The organism is Microbispora sp. H10670 (assembly GCF_014161385.1).
In the GTDB taxonomy this organism is placed as follows: Bacteria; Actinomycetota; Actinomycetes; order Streptosporangiales; family Streptosporangiaceae; genus Microbispora; species Microbispora triticiradicis.
Genome location: NZ_JABBWW010000010.1, coordinates 125,207 through 144,164, shown reverse-complemented (window position 1 = coordinate 144,164; position 18,958 = coordinate 125,207). Strand labels below are relative to the sequence as shown.

Annotated in this window: 20 protein-coding genes; 6 read left to right on the top strand and 14 right to left on the bottom strand. The window is 73.2% G+C overall.

Annotation, left to right across the window (positions count from 1 at the left end):
* Positions 1-104: 104 nt before the first annotated feature.
* From rpmF to HHX33_RS16670, 6 genes are all read right to left on the bottom strand, one after another.
* Complete coding sequence (gene rpmF, locus HHX33_RS16695) at positions 105-284, bottom strand: 50S ribosomal protein L32 (protein ID WP_111698173.1); 180 nt, start codon at positions 282-284, stop codon at positions 105-107.
* Between the two features lies 1 nt (position 285).
* Complete coding sequence (locus HHX33_RS16690; protein ID WP_111698197.1) at positions 286-840, bottom strand: YceD family protein; 555 nt, start codon at positions 838-840, stop codon at positions 286-288.
* Positions 841-909: 69 nt separating this feature from the next.
* Complete coding sequence (gene coaD, locus HHX33_RS16685; protein ID WP_111698171.1) at positions 910-1,386, bottom strand: pantetheine-phosphate adenylyltransferase; 477 nt, start codon at positions 1,384-1,386, stop codon at positions 910-912.
* A 17-nt stretch (positions 1,387-1,403) separates the two neighbouring features.
* Positions 1,404-1,973: a 16S rRNA (guanine(966)-N(2))-methyltransferase RsmD gene (gene rsmD / locus HHX33_RS16680; protein ID WP_138462893.1), complete on the bottom strand. Its 570-nt coding sequence runs from the start codon at positions 1,971-1,973 to the stop codon at positions 1,404-1,406.
* A gap of 410 nt (positions 1,974-2,383) precedes the next feature.
* Positions 2,384-4,546 (bottom strand): ATP-dependent DNA helicase RecG, encoded by a 2,163-nt coding sequence (recG, locus tag HHX33_RS16675; RefSeq protein ID WP_310741411.1) that lies wholly within the window; start codon positions 4,544-4,546, stop codon positions 2,384-2,386.
* A gap of 37 nt (positions 4,547-4,583) precedes the next feature.
* Positions 4,584-6,254, bottom strand: coding sequence for a DAK2 domain-containing protein (locus tag HHX33_RS16670; protein WP_182875397.1), 1,671 nt, complete (start codon positions 6,252-6,254; stop codon positions 4,584-4,586).
* Positions 6,255-6,459: 205 nt separating this feature from the next.
* Here HHX33_RS16670 and rpmB point away from each other — a divergent pair, with 205 nt between their 5' ends.
* Both rpmB and tsaA read left to right on the top strand, forming a co-directional pair.
* Positions 6,460-6,645 (top strand): 50S ribosomal protein L28, encoded by a 186-nt coding sequence (gene rpmB / locus HHX33_RS16665; protein ID WP_030506042.1) that lies wholly within the window; start codon positions 6,460-6,462, stop codon positions 6,643-6,645.
* A gap of 220 nt (positions 6,646-6,865) precedes the next feature.
* Positions 6,866-7,270, top strand: coding sequence for a tRNA (N6-threonylcarbamoyladenosine(37)-N6)-methyltransferase TrmO (gene tsaA / locus HHX33_RS16660; RefSeq protein WP_259402545.1), 405 nt, complete (start codon positions 6,866-6,868; stop codon positions 7,268-7,270).
* A gap of 56 nt (positions 7,271-7,326) precedes the next feature.
* On the opposite strand, the gene thiD is transcribed toward tsaA, so the two are convergent.
* The 3 genes from thiD to HHX33_RS16645 form a co-directional block, all read right to left on the bottom strand.
* Positions 7,327-8,133, bottom strand: a complete 807-nt coding sequence (gene thiD, locus HHX33_RS16655; RefSeq protein WP_182875395.1) for a bifunctional hydroxymethylpyrimidine kinase/phosphomethylpyrimidine kinase — start codon at positions 8,131-8,133, stop codon at positions 7,327-7,329.
* A gap of 254 nt (positions 8,134-8,387) precedes the next feature.
* The gene (locus tag HHX33_RS16650) at positions 8,388-9,503 is read right to left on the bottom strand and encodes a hypothetical protein (protein ID WP_182875394.1); all 1,116 of its coding nucleotides are present in this window, start codon (positions 9,501-9,503) and stop codon (positions 8,388-8,390) included.
* 136 nt (positions 9,504-9,639) lie between these two features.
* Positions 9,640-10,608, bottom strand: coding sequence for a thiamine-phosphate kinase (locus HHX33_RS16645; protein ID WP_182875393.1), 969 nt, complete (start codon positions 10,606-10,608; stop codon positions 9,640-9,642).
* Positions 10,609-10,655: 47 nt separating this feature from the next.
* Here HHX33_RS16645 and HHX33_RS16640 point away from each other — a divergent pair, with 47 nt between their 5' ends.
* A complete protein-coding gene (locus tag HHX33_RS16640) occupies positions 10,656-10,889 on the top strand; it encodes an Lrp/AsnC family transcriptional regulator (RefSeq protein WP_111698157.1) in 234 nt (77 codons plus the stop codon).
* 28 nt (positions 10,890-10,917) lie between these two features.
* The gene (locus HHX33_RS16635) at positions 10,918-11,364 is read left to right on the top strand and encodes a DUF3515 domain-containing protein (RefSeq protein ID WP_310741410.1); all 447 of its coding nucleotides are present in this window, start codon (positions 10,918-10,920) and stop codon (positions 11,362-11,364) included.
* A 27-nt stretch (positions 11,365-11,391) separates the two neighbouring features.
* Here HHX33_RS16635 and HHX33_RS16630 read toward each other — a convergent pair whose 3' ends face one another.
* The 3 genes from HHX33_RS16630 to HHX33_RS16620 form a co-directional block, all read right to left on the bottom strand.
* Positions 11,392-12,507, bottom strand: a complete 1,116-nt coding sequence (locus HHX33_RS16630) for a D-alanine--D-alanine ligase family protein (protein WP_138462888.1) — start codon at positions 12,505-12,507, stop codon at positions 11,392-11,394.
* Between the two features lie 73 nt (positions 12,508-12,580).
* Complete coding sequence (locus HHX33_RS16625) at positions 12,581-13,588, bottom strand: NAD(P)H-dependent glycerol-3-phosphate dehydrogenase (RefSeq protein ID WP_182875391.1); 1,008 nt, start codon at positions 13,586-13,588, stop codon at positions 12,581-12,583.
* A gap of 53 nt (positions 13,589-13,641) precedes the next feature.
* Complete coding sequence (locus tag HHX33_RS16620) at positions 13,642-14,451, bottom strand: lysophospholipid acyltransferase family protein (RefSeq protein WP_310741409.1); 810 nt, start codon at positions 14,449-14,451, stop codon at positions 13,642-13,644.
* Between the two features lie 78 nt (positions 14,452-14,529).
* Between HHX33_RS16620 and cofC the strand changes: the two genes are divergently transcribed.
* The gene (cofC, locus tag HHX33_RS16615) at positions 14,530-15,174 is read left to right on the top strand and encodes a 2-phospho-L-lactate guanylyltransferase (protein ID WP_182875390.1); all 645 of its coding nucleotides are present in this window, start codon (positions 14,530-14,532) and stop codon (positions 15,172-15,174) included.
* A gap of 89 nt (positions 15,175-15,263) precedes the next feature.
* Here the strand turns inward: cofC and HHX33_RS16610 are convergent, their stop codons facing one another.
* Positions 15,264-16,730 carry an MFS transporter gene (locus HHX33_RS16610; RefSeq protein ID WP_182875389.1) on the bottom strand — a complete coding sequence of 489 codons (1,467 nt, stop codon included), beginning with the start codon at positions 16,728-16,730 and terminating at the stop codon, positions 15,264-15,266.
* A 199-nt stretch (positions 16,731-16,929) separates the two neighbouring features.
* Between HHX33_RS16610 and HHX33_RS16605 the strand changes: the two genes are divergently transcribed.
* Entirely contained in the window at positions 16,930-17,679 is a 750-nt protein-coding gene (locus HHX33_RS16605; RefSeq protein WP_220501871.1) for a TetR/AcrR family transcriptional regulator, read from the top strand.
* A gap of 3 nt (positions 17,680-17,682) precedes the next feature.
* On the opposite strand, the gene HHX33_RS16600 is transcribed toward HHX33_RS16605, so the two are convergent.
* Entirely contained in the window at positions 17,683-18,948 is a 1,266-nt protein-coding gene (locus HHX33_RS16600; protein WP_182875388.1) for an MFS transporter, read from the bottom strand.
* Between the last annotated feature and the right edge of the window lie 10 nt (positions 18,949-18,958).

The window sequence follows — 18,958 nt, the reverse complement described above, 5'->3', positions numbered from 1 at the left end:
GGTAACGCCGGCCGGGTCCTGTTGACGATCCGGCCGGCGCCCCGATTACTGTGCGCGGCCCGGAGACGGGTCTCCGGGCCGTGCTCGCGGCAGCTTGCGCGCGATCAGGCCGACGGCTCGACGACCTGACGGCGGTTGTAGGTGCCGCAGGTCGGGCACGCCACGTGCGGGCGCTTGGGCGAGCGGCACTGCGGGCAGCTCACGAGTGCGACTGCCGCCGCCTTCCACTGGGACCTGCGGGCGCGGGTGTTGCTCCGCGACATTCTCCGCTTGGGGACGGCCACGTCAACCCTCCTGATCGTCTTCCTGTTCCACAACCAAACCCTGCAGCGCCGCCCAGCGGGGGTCGGCCGTCTCGTGCCGGTGGTCCGGGCCGGCCTCCGCCAGCCTGACTCCGCACTCCGCGCAGAGACCGGGGCAGTCTTCACCGCACACCGGGCTCAGCGGCAGTGCGAGCACCACCGCGTCACGGAATACCGGCTCGAGATCGAGCAGTTCGCCGTCGAGGAGCAGATCGTCCTCTCCGGCGTCCTCCGCCGAGTAGAAGTAGAGCTCCTGGAAGTCGACCTCGATCTCCGAGGTCAACGGGTCCAGGCAACGCGAGCACTCCCCCGTGAGGGGAGCCTGCGCCGTGCCCGTCACGAGCACGCCCTCCATCACCGCCTCGAGCCGGATGTCCAGCTCGACGTCGGCGTCCTTGGGAACGCCGATCATTCCGACCGCGAGGTCCACCGGCGCCGGGAGGGTCGGGGCGAGGGTGCGCATCGATCCCGGTCGGCGTCCCAGATCATGGGTGGAAATCACCCAGGGGGCACGGGGATCGAGGCTGCGCAGACTCATCCTGCTCTCGTTAGGCATGGCGAATCACCGCCGTCGTGCAAGGCTGAAAGGCAAGAATACCAGCCCCGTTCAGCCTCTGAGCCGCTCGATGAGCAGCTGGTGGACGAGGTCCGGGACCAGGCCCGACACGTCGCCGCCGTACCGGGCGATCTCCTTGAGCCTGCTCGACGACAGGAACGAGTACTCCGGGTTGGTGGACATGAACAGCGTCTCCACCCCCGACATCCGATAGTTGAGCTGGGCCATCTGCAGCTCGTAGTCGAAGTCGCTGACCGCCCGCAGGCCCTTCACGATGGCCGGGATGCCCTGCTGCCTGCAGAAGTCCACCAGCAGACCGTGGAACTTCTCGACCCGGATGTTGCCGTACTCCTTCGTCACCGCCTGGAGCATCTCGATGCGCTCGTCGACGGTGAACAGGCTGCGCTTCTCGATGTTGATCAACACGGCCACGACGACCTCGTCGTACAGCCGTGACGTCCGGCCGATGATGTCCAGATGTCCGTTGGTGACGGGATCGAACGACCCCGGGCAGACGACGCGACGCAACGCGCACCCCCATAGATTCACGGGTTCCCGGCGGCGCGACCGTACCAAACGGCCGCTTCGCCGTACCGGCGGACCCTGTCCTCGGTGAATCCCTCCGGCCACACCAGGTCCTTACCCCTGGACTCCCGCTCGACGGCCACCAGCGCGCCCTCCGCCAGCCAGCCGTTGTCACGCAGCGCCGCGAGCACCCGCGAGACGGCCTCGTCCGAGACCGCGTAGGGCGGATCGGCGAAGACGAAGTCGTACGGCTCCTCGCACGGGCGGCCGACCACCCGCTCGACCTTCTCGGCCCGCAGGAACGCCCCCGGCAGCCCGAGCGACGCGATGTTCTCCCTGATCGTCCGCGCGGCCCTGGCGTCCGACTCGACCAGCAGCGCGTGGGCGGCCCCCCGGCTCAGCGCCTCCAGGCCCACGGCGCCCGATCCGGCGTACAGGTCGAGCGCCCGGGTCCCGTCCAGCGGCCCGAGCGTGGAGCCGACCGTCGCGAACACCCCCTCCCGGGTGCGGTCGCTCGTCGGCCTGGTCGATCTCCCCGGCGGGACGGCCAGCCTGCGGCCCCCCGCCGTCCCTGCGATCACCCGCGTCACGTCCTCATTGTCCCGCCCGCGACGGCCGCCGCGGGACGCCGGCGACGGGCCGGGCGTAGATCAGCCCGGTCAAGAGTGGGCAAGCGGCGGCGAGGAAAGGGTAAGAGCCGTATCCCTGGCCCTGTCCCATGCGCATCATGAGTTCTGCGGCCTCCACGGTGACCCAGCGGGAGGCCGGCCGGCGTGATCGTGAGCCCTTCCGCACGTCGGCGCCTCCGGCACCTGACCCGGAGGCGGGCCCGGCCGGGGACGGCATTCGGGGGGAGGCCGTCCCCTGAGCCGGGCTCTGGGTCGTCACACGGGCGTCGTGTTCGCACGGCGCCCGTTCCAATTCCCCCGGCTTTCCCGCTCTCCCGGGCTTTCCCCTGCTCCATCGAGCCCTACGCCGCCGGACTCCCGATCGGGGCCGGTCAGGCCTTCTCCAGGAACTCGGCGCGTTCGTCGGAGACCAGGGCGTCGATCTCGGCGCGCAGCGCCGGGTGGCCCGACAGCCCGGGGTCGGCGGACAGCAGCGAGGTCGCCTCGGCGCGGGCGGACTCGATGACGTCCTCGTCCCGCAGCAACTGCAGCAGCTTGAGCGACGACCTGCGCCCCGACTGGGCGGCGCCGAGCACGTCGCCCTCCCGGCGCTGCTCCAGGTCGACCCGGGACAGCTCGAAACCGTCGAGGGTCGTCGCCACCGCGTCGAGCCTGCGCCGCGCCGCGGTGCCCTCCGGCGCCTCGCTCACCAGCAGGCACAGCCCGGGCAGGCCGCCCCGCCCGACCCGGCCGCGCAGCTGGTGCAGCTGGGAGACACCGAAGCGGTCGGCGTCCATGATGACCATGACCGACGAGTTGGGGACGTCGACGCCGACCTCGATGACCGTGGTCGCCACCAGGACGTCGATCTCCCCCCGGGCGAAGGCGCGCATCACCGCGTCCTTGTCCTCGGGCGCCAGCTTGCCGTGCAGCGCCTCGATCCGCAGCCCCGCGAGGGGCCCCTCCGCGAGCGTCCGCGCGACGTCGAGCACCGCCAGGGGCGGCCGGCGCTCGTCGTCGGCCTTCGCCAGGTCGCCCTCGTCGCCCTCCTGGTCGCCGATCCGCGGGCACACCACATACGCCTGGCGGCCGAGGCCGGTCTCCTCGCGGACCCGCTGCCACGCCCGGTCGAGGTAGTGCGGCTTCTCGGCGGCGGGCACCACGTGCGTGGTGATCGGCGCGCGGCCGGAGGGAAGCTGGGACAGCGTGGAGACCTCCAGGTCGCCGAACACGGTCATCGCGACGGTGCGCGGGATCGGCGTCGCCGTCATGACCAGCACGTGGGGCCGCCCGCCGCCGCCCTTCTCGCGCAGCGCGTCGCGCTGCTCGACGCCGAACCTGTGCTGCTCGTCGACCACGACCAGCCCGAGGTCGAAGAACTGGACGTGCTCCTGGAGCACGGCATGGGTGCCGATCACGATGCCGGCCGTGCCGGAGGCCGCGTCGAGCAGCGCGCTCCTGCGCGCCGCCGCGCCCATGGACCCGGTGAGCAGCGCGACCGCCGTGCCGCCGAGCATGCCGCCGCCCGCGAGATCGCCCAGCATGGCCACGATCGACCGGTGGTGCTGCTGGGCGAGGACCTCGGTGGGGGCGAGCAGCACGGCCTGGCCGCCGGAGTCGACCACCTGGAGCATCGCGCGCAGCGCGACCACGGTCTTGCCCGCGCCGACCTCGCCCTGCAGGAGCCGGTGCATGGGGTGCGCGCGGGCGAGGTCGGCCGCGATCTCCTCGCCGACCCGCCGCTGCCCCTCGGTGAGCTCGAACGGCAGCCGCTTGTCGAACTCCCCGAGCAGCCCGCCGTCGCGCGGGGCGCGTGGTGTGGCGGCCCACGCGGAGGCCTCGATCCGCCGCCGCACCAGGACCGCCTGCAGCACGAACGCCTCGTCGAACTTCAGCCGGTCGTGGGCCCGCGCGACGTCCCCCTGGCCGCGCGGCCGGTGGACCAGGCGCAGCGCGTCCTCGATCGGCAGCAGGCCCAGCCGCTCCCGCAGCTCGCCGGGGACGGGGTCGTCCAGGCTGAGCACGTCGAGCACGGTCTGCACGGCCCGGCGGATCTTCCAGCTCGGCAGCCCCTGGGCCGAGGGATAGATCGGCACCAGCGCGGAGGCGAACTCCTCGGCCGTCTCCGCCGTCTCGTCGAACGACTCGTACTCGGGATGGGTGAGCGAGACGCGCCGGGACTTCCCGGCGACGAAGACGTTGACCTTCCCCGAGAACATCGCCTCGGTGCCCGGCGGGAGCCGCTGCTCGGCGACGTAGGCGCCCTTGCCGAAGAAGGCCAGGTGCAGCCGCTCCCTGCCGTCCGTCACCACCATGTCGAGCCAGGTGCCCTGCCGGTTCTTCATCGGCCGGCGGACCGCGGACGACACCTTGGCGACCACGGTCACGTGCTCGTCGTGCTCCAGCGACGCGATCGACGTCAGCTCACCCCGCTGGGCGTAGCGCCGCGGATAGTGGCGCAGCAGTTCGCCGACCGTGCTGATGCCCAGCGCGCTCTCCAGCGGGGCGGCGGACCTGCCGACCGCCTTCTTGAGCGGCTCGTCGAAGCTCGTCACGACACTCATTACTACCCGTACGCGCCGACAATCGGGCTCACTCGGCGCCGATCAGGAGGGGATACCCGCCCTGCCCGCCCTCGTAGACGACGATCTCCAGGTCGGGCCGCGTCCGCTCCAGGTGGTCCTCGACGGCCCGCGGGACCTCGGGCGGGGCGCCCGCGCCGACGACCAGCGTGACCATCTCGGTGCCGCCCGACACCAGGCGCCGGGCGACCTCGACGGCGGTCTCCGCCAGGTCCGCGCCGATCAGCGCGACCTCGCCGTCCACCACGCCGAGGACCTCGCCGGGACGGCACAGGCCGGCACTGGTCACCGCCGCCCGGTCGGCCACCCACACGTGCCCGTGGCGGGTGTGCCCGGCCGCGTCGGTCATCGCCACGACGTCGTCGTCGAACCGGCGGAGGGCGTCGTGCACGGCCAGCGCGGCGAGGCCCTGCACGGAGGCCCGGGTGGGCAGGACGCTGACGGTCGCGCCCTCCTCCCTGGCGATCTCGGCGGCGGCCACGGCCACGTCGTACACGGCGGCGTCGTTGGGCAGCACCGCGACCTCGGCGCCGGCCCCGCGGATCGCCCGCACCAGCGCGGCGACCGGCGGCACCGACCCCGGCTCGCGCCGTACGACCACCGCTCCCGCCTCCGCGAACAGGCCCGCCAGGCCGTCTCCGGCGGCGACCGCGACCACTCCCCTGGCCGGGCCCGGCTCGTGCGGCCGTCCCCCGAGCCAGGTGACCTTGATCCGGTGCGGGCGCCCGGCCCGCAGCCCGGCCTCGACGGCCGCGCCCGCGTCGTCCACGTGGACGTGGACGTTCCACAGGTCCTCCCCGCCGACGATCACGAGGCTGTCCCCGAGCGCGTCCAGCTCCGCCCTCAGCCGGCCCACCTCGTCCGCGCCCGCGTCCAGGAGGTACATGACCTCGTAGCCGGGGCCGTCCCCGTGCCGCCGCCCCGCCTCCTCCTCCGCGGTCCTCCCGCGCGCCTCCGGCGCGATCCCTCCGCGCGCCTCCGGCACGACTTCAACGCCCGCCTCCGGCGCGACCCCGGCGCGCGCCTCGGGCACGACTCGACCGGCCAGGGCGGGCACCTCGTGCCGCTCGCTGTACGCCTCGGTCACCACCTCGGCCAGGCTCTCCAGGACGATCACCAGCCCGGCCGCGCCCGCGTCGACCACCCCGTTGCGGGACAGCACGTCGAGCTGCCCGGTCGTGCGGCGCAGCGCCCGCCGTGCCTCGTCCGCCGCCAGGCGGGCCACCCCGGCCAGGTCGTCCGGCGCGTCCCGTACGGCCCGCGCGGCGGCGGACAGCACGGTGAGCAGGGTGCCCTCCACCGGCCTGGCCACCGCCGCCCTGGCCGACTCGGCCGCTCTCACGAGGCCGGCGCGGAGGCCGGCGCCGTCGCCCCGGGCCGGGCCGAGCGTGTCGGCCAGCCCCTTGAGCGCCTGGCTGAGGATCACGCCGGAGTTGCCCCGCGCGCCGAGCAGCGCCCCGCGTGCCAGCGCCGCCCAGGTGGCGCCGACGTCCGCGCCCGGGGGCAGCGCGTCCAGCGCGTCGGCCGCGGAAAGGAGCGTGAGGTGCAGATTCGTGCCGGTGTCCCCGTCCGGCACGGGGAAGACGTTGAGCGCGTCGATCTCCGCCCTGGCCCGGCCGAGCGACGTGGCGCAGTGCCGGGACCAGCGCCGTACGGCGGGGGGATCGAGCTCCTTGAGCATCCGCCGTCCTTCCTTCCGCGCGCCCCGGCCCCGCGATGCGCTACCGTTGGCGGGTACGAGACTATCCCCGTTCGCCGGGCTCCCGTTTGGCGTGGACCGGCGCACATCGGATATCCTCGTGTGGCCAGCCGGTTGTCCCGGCATTGCTCGGATGAGCCGCTGCACCGGCGCCGGGCCGATCGACTGATTCAAAGGAGCGATTACCGTGGCTTCCGTCTGCGACGTCTGCGCCAAGAAGCCGATTTTCGGCAACAACATCTCCCACTCGCACCGCCGCACCCGCCGCCGCTGGAACCCCAACATCCAGACCGTGCGCGCGGTGGTCAACGGGACGCCGAAGCGGATGAACGTCTGCACCTCCTGCATCAAGGCGGGCAAGGTCACCCGCTGACCGTGTGACTCCGCGAGAGCCCGCCACCGGTTCGGTGGCGGGCTCTCGCACTCCCGGGACCGGTGACGGGCACGTGCCGACCGCGCACGACTCCCGCGGAGCCGGATTCCGGCCCATGATCGTTCGAGCCGGCCGGGCCCGCGCACGCCGGATCACGCGGGTTCGATCCGTGACGCCGACGCCGTTCCGGACATCGGCGAACCAGGAAGGGTTCGGGCTGTTGAGCGAATACACGCTGCGCGTGATCGGGCGAGTGGAGTCGCCCCTCACCGATCGAGCGGCGGCACCCCTGCAAGCCGACGAAGGCGCCCCCGGCGCCTGGCTCGTCTTCGACGAGCGGTACGCGCCCGCCCTGGAGGGCCTGTCGCCGGGCACCGACGTGCTCCTGCTCACCTGGCTCGACCGTGCCGACCGCGACACGCTCACCGTCCACCCGCGCGGCGACGCCACGCGTCCGCGCGCCGGCGTCTTCACCACCCGCAGTCCCGACCGGCCCAACCCGATCGGCCTGCACGAGGTCCGCATCCTCGCCATCGCCGGAACGCGCGTCCAGGTCGGCAACCTCGAAGCTCTCGACGCGACCCCGATCCTCGACGTCAAGCCTCTCCTCACGCCGGACCGGTGACGCGACGGACCTCCGCCGGCCGCGCCACGGTACGGGCGCGGTCGGCGTGATCCCGCTCAGACGTCCGCGCGCGTTCGCCAGCCGTGGTCGACCGGGCCGATGCCCGCGCCCAGCGGGAACCCGTGCGCGATCGCGCCCGTGACGTACTCCTTGGCCCGCCGTACGGCGCCGGGGACGTCCTCGCCGAGGGCGAGGTAGGACGCGATGGCGGAGGCGAGCGTGCAGCCGGTGCCATGGGTGTGCCGGTTGTCGAGCCGCTCGGCGGTGAAGCGGTGCTCGGCCGATCCGTCGGTCAGCAGGTCGACGGGCTCGCCGGGCAGGTGCCCTCCCTTGACGAGCGCCCACTTCGGGCCGAGCGCCAGCACCGCCTCGGCGGCGCGGGGCAGGTCGGCCTCGTCTTCGACCTTGACGTTCGTGAGCTGCTCGACCTCCCACAGGTTGGGGGTGACCACGGTCGCCGTGGGCAGCAGCGTCCTCCTGACGGTCTCCACGGCCTCCGGCCGGAGCAGGCTGTCGCCGTGCTTGGACACGCCGACGGGGTCCACCACGACGGGAACGGCGACGCCCGCGAGGACCTCGGCGACGGTCTCCACCAGCGCCGGCGAGGCCAGCATGCCCGTCTTGATCGCCTGCGCTCCGATGTCGCCGAGGACCGAGTCGAGCTGCGCCCGCACCGCCTCCGGGGGCAGCTCCCAGTAGCCCTGCACGCCCAGCGAGTTCTGCGCCGTCACCGCGGCGATCACGCTCATGCCGTGCACGCCGAGGGCCAGCATGGTCTTCAGGTCGGCCTGGATGCCGGCGCCGCCGCCGGAGTCGGAGCCCGCGATCGTCAGAACACGTGGTGGGGTGGTCATGGGCACCATCCAACCAGGTCCCCCTTGACGCGAGCCGCGCCCCTTCGCGAGTACACCCGGGCCCGGCCACCCGGGCTCCGGCGCTGGCCTCACCGCACACTGTGACGGCGCGGAGAGCCGCAGACGACGGCACACCACACCTCGGCGACCACGCCGGCGAGGCACCCTTCGACGGGGTCAGCGGTGGTGGCGGGACGAGCCGCAGACGACGGCGCGTCACTCCTCGGTGACCGCCGCCGGGGCACGGGACCTGGGCGCGAGCGTCAGCGGTGACGGTGGCGGGACGAGCCGCTCGCGACGGCACAGCTCCCTTCGGCGAGTGAGCATTCGGCCGGGGTCCGGGAGGCGCCCTCGGCGTCGAAGGCGACGCCGATCTCGCCGCCCTCGGCGAGCGACTCGCCGGTGACGACCAGGGTGTCCCCCTGCTGCTCCCAGCCGGAGGCGCCCTGCACCGCCGTCACCCGCCCGCCGACCGGCAGCCGGAGCGTCCAGGAGGACAGCGCCGGGCCCTCGTTGCGTACGGCGAGCCTGGCGGTGTAGGCCGCGCCGCGCCTGCCCGCCGCCGAGTAGGTCACGCGGACGGCGCCGTCGCCCCGCGCGGCGGCCGGGGCGGCCGAGTCGGTGTGCGGGGCCTCCCCGCCCGAGTTCGCCGAGCCCGCCTCGTCCGGCTCCGAGGTGTCCAGGGCGACGGGGCCGCCCGGGTCCGTGCCACCCGTCGTGCCACCCGCTCCGGGGGCGTCGGCCGTCGCGGGAGCGCCGACGTCGGCGGGCGTGGATCCGGCGCCGGTCCGCGCGCCGCTCCGGTTCCCGGCGGGCGACGTGACACGCGGCTTCGGGGAGGCGGAGGACGAGGTCCGCGCCTTCTCCCGGCCACGACCCGGATCGGCGCCCGGGACGGGGCCGGAGTCGGGCTGGGAGCCGGGCTGGGAGTCGGGACGGGGTGACGCGCCGGGACCGGTGTCGCCCTGTGCCGGGTCCTCCCCGGTCCGGCCGTCCGCGGCTCCGTCTCCGCCTCCCGCCGCGTCGCCTGTCTGCGGGGCGGAGCCGGTCTCCTGCGGCGCCCCCGCGCCGAGAGAGGGGGCGCTGTTCGCGGCACAGTCCACGGTGGACACGCAGGCCTGCCGGGGCGGGTCGACGGTCAGCGTGGTCCGCCCGGCCATCAGCCGCGCCCCGCCCGTCGTCACGCCGACGGCCAGCAGCACCGACAGGCCGGACACCAAGGCCATCCGCCGCAGGCGCTTCGGCGGCTCCGGCCGATCGTTCCAGCCGGAGCCGAGGAAGCCGCGAGGGGCGTCGTCGTGGGAGGCGAGGCTCTCGGGAGACAGCGCGGCGAAGGTCCTGGTGCCCGGCCCCGGTTCCGGGTCGCCGGGGTCACCCACGTCCGGCGTCCCCTCCCCGGGGAGGTGACCTTCTCCGGTGTTTCGTCCTGCCGCGTGACGGCCCATGGCGGTCCTCTCTGTCGCCGACCGCCATACTTAATAACAGATCTAATACACGTATGTCACAAATTTCACATCATTCACGGAAGTGATCCCATCCCCCCACCGTCCTGACCTGCCCGTCGACGCGGACGCCCTGACCCTGCTCGACCTCGCCGATGACCGTCCACTCCGGCGGCAGCCGTACGGCGGGAGGGAAGGTCGCGGCGAGCGCGTGGTCGTCGCCGCCGGTCAGCACCCACTCCAGCGGGTCGGCCCCCAGTTCGCCGGCCGCCGCGGCCAGGACCTCCGCCACGGGCAGGGCGGCGGCGTCCAGGGCGACGGCCACTCCCGAGGCCTCCGCGACGTGCCCGAGGTCCTGCAGCAGGCCGTCGCTCACGTCGAGCATGGCCGTCGCGCCGAGCAGAGCGGCCTGGGGCCCGCAGGCGTACGGCGGCCGGGGGCGCCGGTGCGCCTCCGGAAGCTCCCGCAACTCCGGCGCCCCGGCGCCCGCCCCCGCCGTGAGCAGGGCGAGACCCGCCGCCGCGTGACCGAGTCGTCCCGCCACCGCGACCACGTCCCCGGGCCGCGCGCCCGACCGCGTCACCGGCGGCCGTCCGCCGAGGTCCCCGAGCGCGGTCACCCCGAGCACGACGATCTCCGAACGCGTGACGTCGCCCCCCGCCACGGTCGCGCCGACGAGGTCGCACTCGTCGCGGAAGCCGTCGGTCAGCGCGTCCAGCCAGTCGGCGGCGGCGTCCGGGGGCAGGCCGAGCCCGACCACCAGCGCGGTGGGATCGGCCCCCATGGCGGCGATGTCGGCGAGGTTCTGCGCCGCCGCCTTGCGGCCGATGTCGTAGCCACCCGACCAGTCGCGGCGGAAGTGCCGTCCCTCGACCAGAAGGTCCGTGCTCACCACCACCCGGCCGTCGGGCGCGCGCAGGATCGCGGCGTCGTCACCGGGGCCCAGCAGCACGGCCGCGCCCTGGGTAAGCCGTCCCGATATTCGCTGAATTACTCCGAATTCGCCCAGTTCTCCGACTGTGATAGCACACCCCTTGTGCATCCGAGGTACGGTTACGCTCCGGCACTGATCTCTACCCGGAGGGCGTCATGGTGCAGGCCTACATCCTTATCCAGACCGAGGTCGGCAGGGCGGCCAACGTGGCCGAGGAGATCTCGTCCATCCCTGGGGTGACGCAGGCCGAGGATGTCACCGGCCCCTACGACGTGATCGTCCGCGCCCGGGCCAACAACGTGGACGAACTCGGCAAGCTCGTGGTGGCCCAGATCCAGGCGGTGCAGGGCATCACTCGTACACTGACGTGTCCGATCGTCCACATCTGACCGCGAACCGACCGGGGGGACGATGCGCGTGGCGAGGCGGCCCGCGGCGGTGGGCACGGCCGCGGCGGGTGTGACGCTGGCCCTGCTCGCGGCCTGCTCGTCCACCGTCCACGTGGAGCCGCCCACGCCCGCCGGCGAGGCCGCGGCGGCCTGCCGCAGGCTCGGCGCGGCCCTGCCGGAGACGCTCGACGGGCTCGGCCGGGCCGGCTCCGAGCCGCCCTCGCCGTACGTCGCCGTCTGGGGCGACGGCCAGATCGCCCTGCGCTGCGGTGTGCCCCGGCCGGCCGCGATGGAGCCCACGGCCGAGGTCGTCGACGTCAACGGCGTGGGCTGGTTCCAGGACCCCCGGCTGCCGACGCTGTTCACCTCGGTCAACCGGGTGGCGTACGTCGAGGTCACCATCGCCAAGAACCACCAACCGGCCGCGGTGCTGGTCGATCTCGCCGGGCCGGTCAAGCGCAACGTCCCCGAGTAGTCGGCGCGAGCCGTCGGGACGGCACGGTCAGCGCAGCCCGGCGGGGCGGCGCAGGGCGAGCTGGATCAGGCGGTCCACCAGGTCGGCGTACGGCAGCCCGGTGGCGGCCCACAGCTGCGGCGCGACCGACAGCGAGGTGAAGCCCGGCATGGTGTTGATCTCGTTGACGATCAGCTCCCCGGACGGCGTGTAGAAGAAGTCGACCCTCGACAGTCCCTCGCAGCCGAGCGCCTCGTACGCGCGCACCGCCATGGCCCGGATCGTCTCGGCCACCTCGGCGGGGATGTCGGCCGGGGCCCGCAGCTCCATCTGGCCGGGGTGATACTTGGCCTCGAAGTCGAAGAACTCGCGCTCGCCCCGCACCAGCACCTCGCCGGGGACGCTGGCCTCGGGAGCGGCGCCGTCCGGCGACTCCAGCACCGCGCACTCGATCTCCCGGCCGACGACGGCGGCCTCGACCAGCACCTTCGGGTCGTGCTCGCGGGCCCGCTCGATCGCCTGCTCCAGCGACTCGGGATCGTGCGCCTTGGAGATGCCCTGCGACGACCCGGCCCTGGACGGCTTGACGAACACCGGCCAGCCCAGTTCCTCGATCTCCTTCAGCACCCGGCCGCGGTCGAGGCGCCAGTCGCGGTCCCGTACGACCACGAACGGGCCGACCGGCAGGCCGGCGGCGCGCAGGACGAGCTTCATGTACGCCTTGTCCATCCCGACCGCGCTGGCCAGCACGCCCGAGCCGACGTAACGGACCCCGGCCATCTCCAGCAGGCCCTGGATGGTCCCGTCCTCGCCGAACGGGCCGTGCATGACCGGGAAGACGACGTCCACCTGCCCGAGCGGGAGCGGGATCTCGCCGGGCTCCAGGGCCACGAGCGCGCCCGAATCCGCGGGCAGCGCGAGCGCCGTGCCCGAGTCGTCCACGACGGGGAGGCGGCCCGACTCGATCGCGTACGTCTGGCTGCCGGAGGCCAGCACCCAGCGCCCGTCCTGGGCGATGCCGATGGGGACGACCTCGTACTTCGTCCGGTCGATGGCCTGCAGCACGCTGCCCGCGCCCATCAGCGAGACGGCGTGCTCGGAGTTGCGCCCGCCGAAGACGACTGCCACGCGCACGCGTGACGGGGACTCGCGATCCTCATTCATGATGCCCGAATCTACCGTGTTCGAGGGGCATAACGGCTTGTCAGCCGCGCGCGGCGGAGAGCCGGACGGCTGGTCAGACGCCGTAGCGCTCCGGTTTCGGCGTGCGGGACATGAGCAGCACGGCGGCCTCTCCGGGGGTCATGCCGTCGTGGACGACCCCCACGACCACCTCGGTGATCGGCATCTCCACGTCGTGCTTCCTGGCCAGTTCGAGCACCGACTCACACGACTTGACGCCCTCGGCGGTCTGCTTCGTGGCCGCGACGACCTCGGCCATCGTCATCCCGCGGCCCAGGTTCTCGCCGAAGGTCCGGTTGCGCGACAGCGGCGAGGTGCAGGTCGCGACGAGGTCGCCCATGCCGGCGAGGCCCGCGAAGGTGTGCTGGTCGGCGCCGAGCGCCGCGCCCAGCCGGGCGATCTCGGCGAGCCCTCGGGTCATGAGCGTGGCGCGCACGTTGTCGCCCAGGCCCATGCCGGCCGCGACGCCGACGGCCAGCGCGATGACGTTCTTGACCGCGCCGCCGAGTTCGACCCCGACCACGTCCGGGTTCGTGTACGTCCGGAACCACGGCAGGTGGCACGCCTCCTGCAGCCGGGCCGCCACCTCCTCGTCGGTGCAGGCGACGACGGCCGCGGCGGGCTGCCGCCGGGCCAGTTCGGGGACCAGGTTGGGCCCCGAGACCACGGCCACCCGGCTCTCCGGCACCTCCGCCACCTCGCAGACGACCTCGCTCATCCGCTTGCAGCTGCCGAGTTCGACGCCCTTCATCAGGCTGACCAGCACGGCCCCGGGCGGGATGTGGTGCTTCCACACCTGGAGGTTGCCGCGCAGCGTCTGGGACGGGATGGCGAGGACCACGAAGTCGGCGCCGTCCATGGCCTCGGCGGGGTCGGTCGTCGCGCGCAGAGTGTCGGGCAGCCGCGTCCCCGGCAGGTACTCCGGGTTCTCCCGGGTCTCGTTGATCGCGTCGACGATCTGCGCCCGCCTGCCCCAGAGGGTCGGAGTGGTGCCCGCCTCGGCGAGGATCATCGCGAACGTGGTGCCCCACGAGCCCGTACCAAACACAGCCGCCCTGGTCACTGGACGCACCACTCCTCTTGCCTCGCGCGCTCACCCCTCACCGTACGCTCCGGTCAGCCGTTGGAGTCGTTCTTCGGGTCATAGGGGACCTCTGGCGCCTTCTCATCCCGAATCTCGGCGAGCAGGGCGGTGATGGCCGCCATGATGTCCGCGGTCGCGTCACGCAGGACCGAGCCGCGCAGGGGCTGCCCGGCGTACCGGGACAGGTCGACCGGCGGCCCGGCGAGCACGTGGAAGGTCGTGCGGGGCAGGAGGCGAGGCTTCTTCTCGCCGTACGGCAGCAGCTCCTGGGCGCCCCAGTGGGCGATCGGGATGACCGGCACGCCGCTCGTGAGGGCCAGCCGGGCGACGCCGGTCTTGCCCGCCATCGGCCACATCTCGGGATCGCGGCTGATCGTGCCCTCGGGATAGAACATGATGCAGGCGCCGTTGCGCAGCCGCTCTTCGGCGATCTTGAGCGACCGTGTGGCCTCGGTGCTGTTGCGCTCGACCGGGATGGCCTGGAGCTGCCTGACGGCGCGGCCGAGGAGGGGCAGCCGGAAGAGGCCGGCCTTGGCCAGGATCGTCGGCCACCGCCCGTTGTTGTAGAGGTAGTGGGCGAGCAGCACGGGGTCGGACCACGACAGGTGGTTGGCCGCGATGATCAGCCCTCCCGTGCGCGGGATGTTCTCCCCGCCGCGCCACTTCCGCCGTACGAACAGCCGGGAGATCGGCTTGACGACGACGACCGCGAGCGCCTCCCACCGGCGGGGCGGCCGCCCGGCCCGCCGGCTCACCACCCCTTGGGGACGACCGGAACCGGGGTCGGCGGCGCGGGGTGCGGGAGTGCTCGGGTCGGGTGCGGGGTCGCTGGGGTGGCTCACAAGGTCTCCAAAATCACCAGAATCCGGGACAAGTCTCCCGGTTGGCCATGCGCGATGTCGAGGCGGGATGCTACAACCATGCCCCTGGTGCGATGGTCAATTGTGGTTCCGGTGAAGACCCTGATCCGGGCCAAGACCCGGCTCGCCGCCGCGGCGGGACCGTACCGGGCCGACCTGGCGGTGGCGGTGGCCCTCGACACCGTGGCGGCGGCGCTGCGCTGCCGCCTCGTGGCGCGGGTGGTGGTCGTGACGGCCGACCCGCTGCCCGCGCGGCGGCTGGCCGCCCTGGGCGCCCACGTGGTGGCCGATCCCGACCGGGGACTGAACACGGCCCTGCGGACCGGCGCGGAGGAGGCCGTAAGGCTCGCGCCGGGCGACGCCGTCGGCGCCCTGCAGGCCGACCTGCCCGCCCTGCGGCCCGCGGAGCTGGAGACGGTGCTCGGGGCCGCGCCGGAGTTCGACCAGGCGTTCGTCCCCGACGCCGCCGAGGTCGGCACCACGTTCTACGGCGTACGGCCCGGCGTGCCCTTCCGGCCGGGGTTCGGCGGCGAGTCGCGGGCCCGGCACCTCTCGCGGGGGGCCAAGGAGCTGGCCCCGCCCGGGATCGCGTCGGTGCGCCGGGACGTCGACACGGTCGAGGACCTGCGCGAGGCCCTCGCCCTCGGCGTCGGCCCCGCCACCGCCGAGGTCGCCGCCCGGATCCTGGGCGGCGCACCGCGCTGACGCGCCGGCGGCCAGACCGTGGGGGAAGGGAAAGGCGGTCACGCCGAGCCCCCGCTCCGGCATGACCGCCCGCGACTCCGTCGTGCCCGCTAGCGGGTCGCCTCCGCGTTCTCGCGGGCGTGCCTGGGCAGGAGGAACGCCACCGCGAACGTCACGAGGAGCATCCCGGCGACGACCCAGAGGGTGACCTTCATGGCCTGGTCGAAGCTCGCGGCGGTGGGCAGGTCGCCGAGCAGGTCGAAGAAGATCGTGCCGAGCAGGGCCACGCCGAAGGCGTTGCCCAGCTGCTGGACCGCGGTCATCGTGCCGGAGGCCGAGCCGGTCTCGTGCTCCTCCACCCCGGCCAGGACGATGTCGAAGAACGGCGACATCAGCATGCCCATGCCGACCCCGCTCACCAGCAGGGCGGGGACGAGCTGCCAGGCGGTCACCTGCGTCCCGGTGACGGTCAGCGTGAGCAGGACGCCGAGGACCCCCAGCGTCATGACCAGCGTGCCGAGGTGCAGCAGCCGGCGCCCGAGCTTCTGCAGCGGCTGGGCGACCCCGAAGCCGACGATCATGCCCGCGGACCACGGGACCATCACCAGGCCGGCCTTCAGCGCGGAGTAGTGCAGCCCGATCTGGCAGTAGAGGTTGAACGCCAGCATGAACCCGGCCATGCCGGAGAAGAACACCAGCCCGGTGAACAGGCCGCCGGTGAACGCGCGCTTGCGGAACAGGCTCGGCACGATCAGCGGGTCGCCGCCCGTGCGGCTCCTGCGGGACTGGAACCATCCGAAGGCGGCGAAGACCACCACCGAGGCGGCGAGCATGACGAAGGCCCACGCCGGCCAGTCGTGCTCACGCCCCTGCACGAGGGGGTAGATCACCAGGAAGCCGCCCAGGGAGGCGAGGACGACGCCGCCCAGGTCGAGCCGCAGCGGGTGCGGCGACCGCGACTCGGGCAGGAAGCGCAGACCGGCGGCCAGCGCGGCGAGGCCGAGCGGCAGGTTGACCAGGAAGATCATGCGCCAGCCGGTGCCCCAGTAGTCGGCCTCCACGAGCCAGCCGGCCAGGATCGGGCCGCCCACGGCGGACAGGCCCATCATCGGCCCGAACATGCCGAACGCCTTGCCCATCTCGGCCGGCGGGAACATCTCCTTGATCATGCCGAGCCCCTGGGGCAGCATGACCGCGCCGAACAGGCCCTGCACCACCCGGGCTCCGATGAGCATCTCGGGCGACTGCGCGACGGCGCACAGCAGGGAGCCCGCGGTGAATCCGGCGGCCCCGATCAGGAACATCCGCTTGCGCCCGAAGATGTCGCCCAGCCGGCCGCCGGTGATCAGGCCCACGGCCATGGCCAGCGTGTAGGCGGCGCCCAGCCACTGGATGACGGACTCCGATCCGCCCAGGTCGGCGCGCATGCTCGGGGCCGCGATGTTGGTGACCATCGCGTCGAGCAGATCCATGATCTCGGCCGCGAGGATCACGAAGAGAGCGGCCCAGCGCCACCGGTACGCGGGCGCCTCATCCACCGGCGCCTCGGACGCCGCGGTGCTGACGGTGTTCGCCATCACCCCTCCTTGAGTTTCTGAACAGTGTTCACCAATAACTGAGCGCTGTTCTATCATTGAACGGCGTTCAGTTCAAAGTCCGCTGTTCTCACGATATATCTCGTTCTTGCGACACACAAGATATATCTCGTCTGGAGAGCGGTGTTCGCTGAGCGGGAGCGGTGTTCACTACCATGGGCGTGAGAGTGGGAGGTTCTCGTTGACGCAGCCGGACATGCCGACGCCGCCGTGGGAACGCCCGCCGAAGCGACGCAGGCCGCCCAGGGCGCCCCTGAGCCGGGAGCGCATCGTCGACGCCGCGTACGCGGTCCTCGACCGGGAGGGCTACGACGGGCTGAGCATGCGCCAGGTGGCCGCCGAGCTGCACGTCGCCGTCTCGGCGCTGTACGTCCACGTGCGCGACAAGGACGAGTTGCTGCAGCTGATGTACAACCGGCTCTTCGACGGCTACGAGCTGCCCGAGCCCGATCCCGAGCAGTGGCGGGAGCAGCTCAGGAACTTCGCCCGTCAGGGAAGGCAGCGCCTGCTCAGCCACCGGGACATGGCGAAGATCTCGATGGCCCACGTCCCCTTCACCCCGGAGCTGCTCCCCCACGTCGAACGGATGCTGGCGATGTTCACCGCCGCCGGGCTGCCGCGGAAGGTCGTCGCCATCGCGGGCGACCTGCTGTCGACGTACATGGACGGGTTCGTGCTGGAGGAGAGCCTCTGGCGGGACCGCTATCCGGAGAACGGCGGAGCGGCCCCGGAGAAGATGCGCGAGGAGATCCAGAGCTACTTCGCCTCGCTGCCGCCGGACCGGTTCCCGAACCTGGTGGAGCTCGCCGACGTCATGGTGGACGAGTCGAACGACTACCGGTTCGAGCTCGGCGTCGAGATCATCCTGCGCGGCATCGCCTCCTACATCGGCGAGCCGGACCCCGGGGACGACCGGCCGGAACCGGGCTGAGCCTCAGCCCACCCGGCGGATGCCCGGCGCCAGCAGGATCGGCACATGCGCGAGCGCGTACGCGCCGCAGGCCGCCCAGAACGCCACGCGCACCCCGGCGAGCTGCCCGAGCGTGCCCGCCAGCAGGCCGCCGAGCGGCGCCGGGCCCCACATGAGGAACCGCATGGTGGCGCTCAGGCGGCCGAGCAGGTGCGGAGGGCAGATCGACTGACGGTAGGTCCCCTGCGCCACGGAGAAGACGGTCGTCGCAATCCCACTGGCCGCGAGAGCCGCCGGGAAGATCAGCAGGCGCGCGCCTCCCCCGGTGAACGCGAGCGGAGGGATGAACAGCGTGGCCGCCAGCGCCGACGCGTACATGGCCCGGCCCGTGCCCATCCGGGCGACGGCTCTCGGGCCGAGCCAGGCGCCGAACACCCCGCCGGCCGCGCCCGCCGACAGCAGCGTGCCGTACGCGCCCGGGGACACGCCGACCTCACGGACGAGGTACAGCGGCACCGTGGCCGACCACAGGCCGAACGACGTCATCGTCAGCGCCCCGACCATGGCGACACGGCGCAGGACGGGCTGCCCGAGGACGAACCGGAGCCCTTCGGCGATCTCGGACCGCAACCCGCCGCGCGCCGCCTCGCCCTGCTCCTCTGCCCGCCCCTCGCCCGGGCTCCCGGCCCGCCCTCGCCCCTCGTCCGTCCGTACGCGGACGAGCAGCAGTGCGGAGACGGCGTAGCTGAGGGCGTCGGCGACGACCGCCATGGGCGCGGTGAGCGCCTGGACCAGCCAGCCGCCGATCGCGGGGCCCGACAGTTCGGCGACCGAGACGTTCGCCGCCAGCACGCCGTGCCCGCGGGCGAGGCCCCGCGGGCCCACGATCGCGGGCAGGTAGCTCTGGTGAGCCACATCGAAGAAGACCGTGCACAGCCCGGTCAGCAGGGCCACCGCGTACATCTGCGGAAGTCCGAGCGCGCCGGCCGCCGCGGCGGCGGGAATCGACAGCAGCGCCGCCGCGCGGACCACGTCGGCCGCGACCAGCACCGGACGGCGCGGCATCCGGTCGACCCAGGCTCCGGCGGGCAGCCCGACGAGCAGGAAGGCCAGCATCTCCGCGGCGGTGAGCAGGCCCACCTGGAACGGGCTCGCGTGCAGGGTGATCGCCGCCGTGAGCGGCAGGGCGACCAGGGAGACCTGGCTGCCGACCTTGCTGATCGCGTCGGCGCCGGCGTAGCGCCGGAAGTCCCGGGCACGCCACAGGCTCCGGCTCGCCGTCGTGGTCACGCCGGACGAT

Bases quoted from the DNA above. Each gene is read 5' to 3' on its own strand.
- HHX33_RS16690 (WP_111698197.1), bottom strand. From the start codon at position 840: ATGAGTCTGCGCAGCCTCGATCCCCGTGCCCCCTGGGTGATTTCCACC.
- HHX33_RS16670 (WP_182875397.1), bottom strand. From the start codon at position 6,254: ATGCTCAAGGAGCTCGATCCCCCCGCCGTACGGCGCTGGTCCCGGCAC.
- thiD (WP_182875395.1), bottom strand. From the start codon at position 8,133: ATGGTGCCCATGACCACCCCACCACGTGTTCTGACGATCGCGGGCTCC.
- HHX33_RS16645 (WP_182875393.1), bottom strand. From the start codon at position 10,608: ATGCACAAGGGGTGTGCTATCACAGTCGGAGAACTGGGCGAATTCGGA.
- HHX33_RS16640 (WP_111698157.1), top strand. From the start codon at position 10,656: ATGGTGCAGGCCTACATCCTTATCCAGACCGAGGTCGGCAGGGCGGCC.
- HHX33_RS16630 (WP_138462888.1), bottom strand. From the start codon at position 12,507: ATGAATGAGGATCGCGAGTCCCCGTCACGCGTGCGCGTGGCAGTCGTC.
- cofC (WP_182875390.1), top strand. From the start codon at position 14,530: ATGCCCCTGGTGCGATGGTCAATTGTGGTTCCGGTGAAGACCCTGATC.
- HHX33_RS16610 (WP_182875389.1), bottom strand. From the start codon at position 16,730: ATGGCGAACACCGTCAGCACCGCGGCGTCCGAGGCGCCGGTGGATGAG.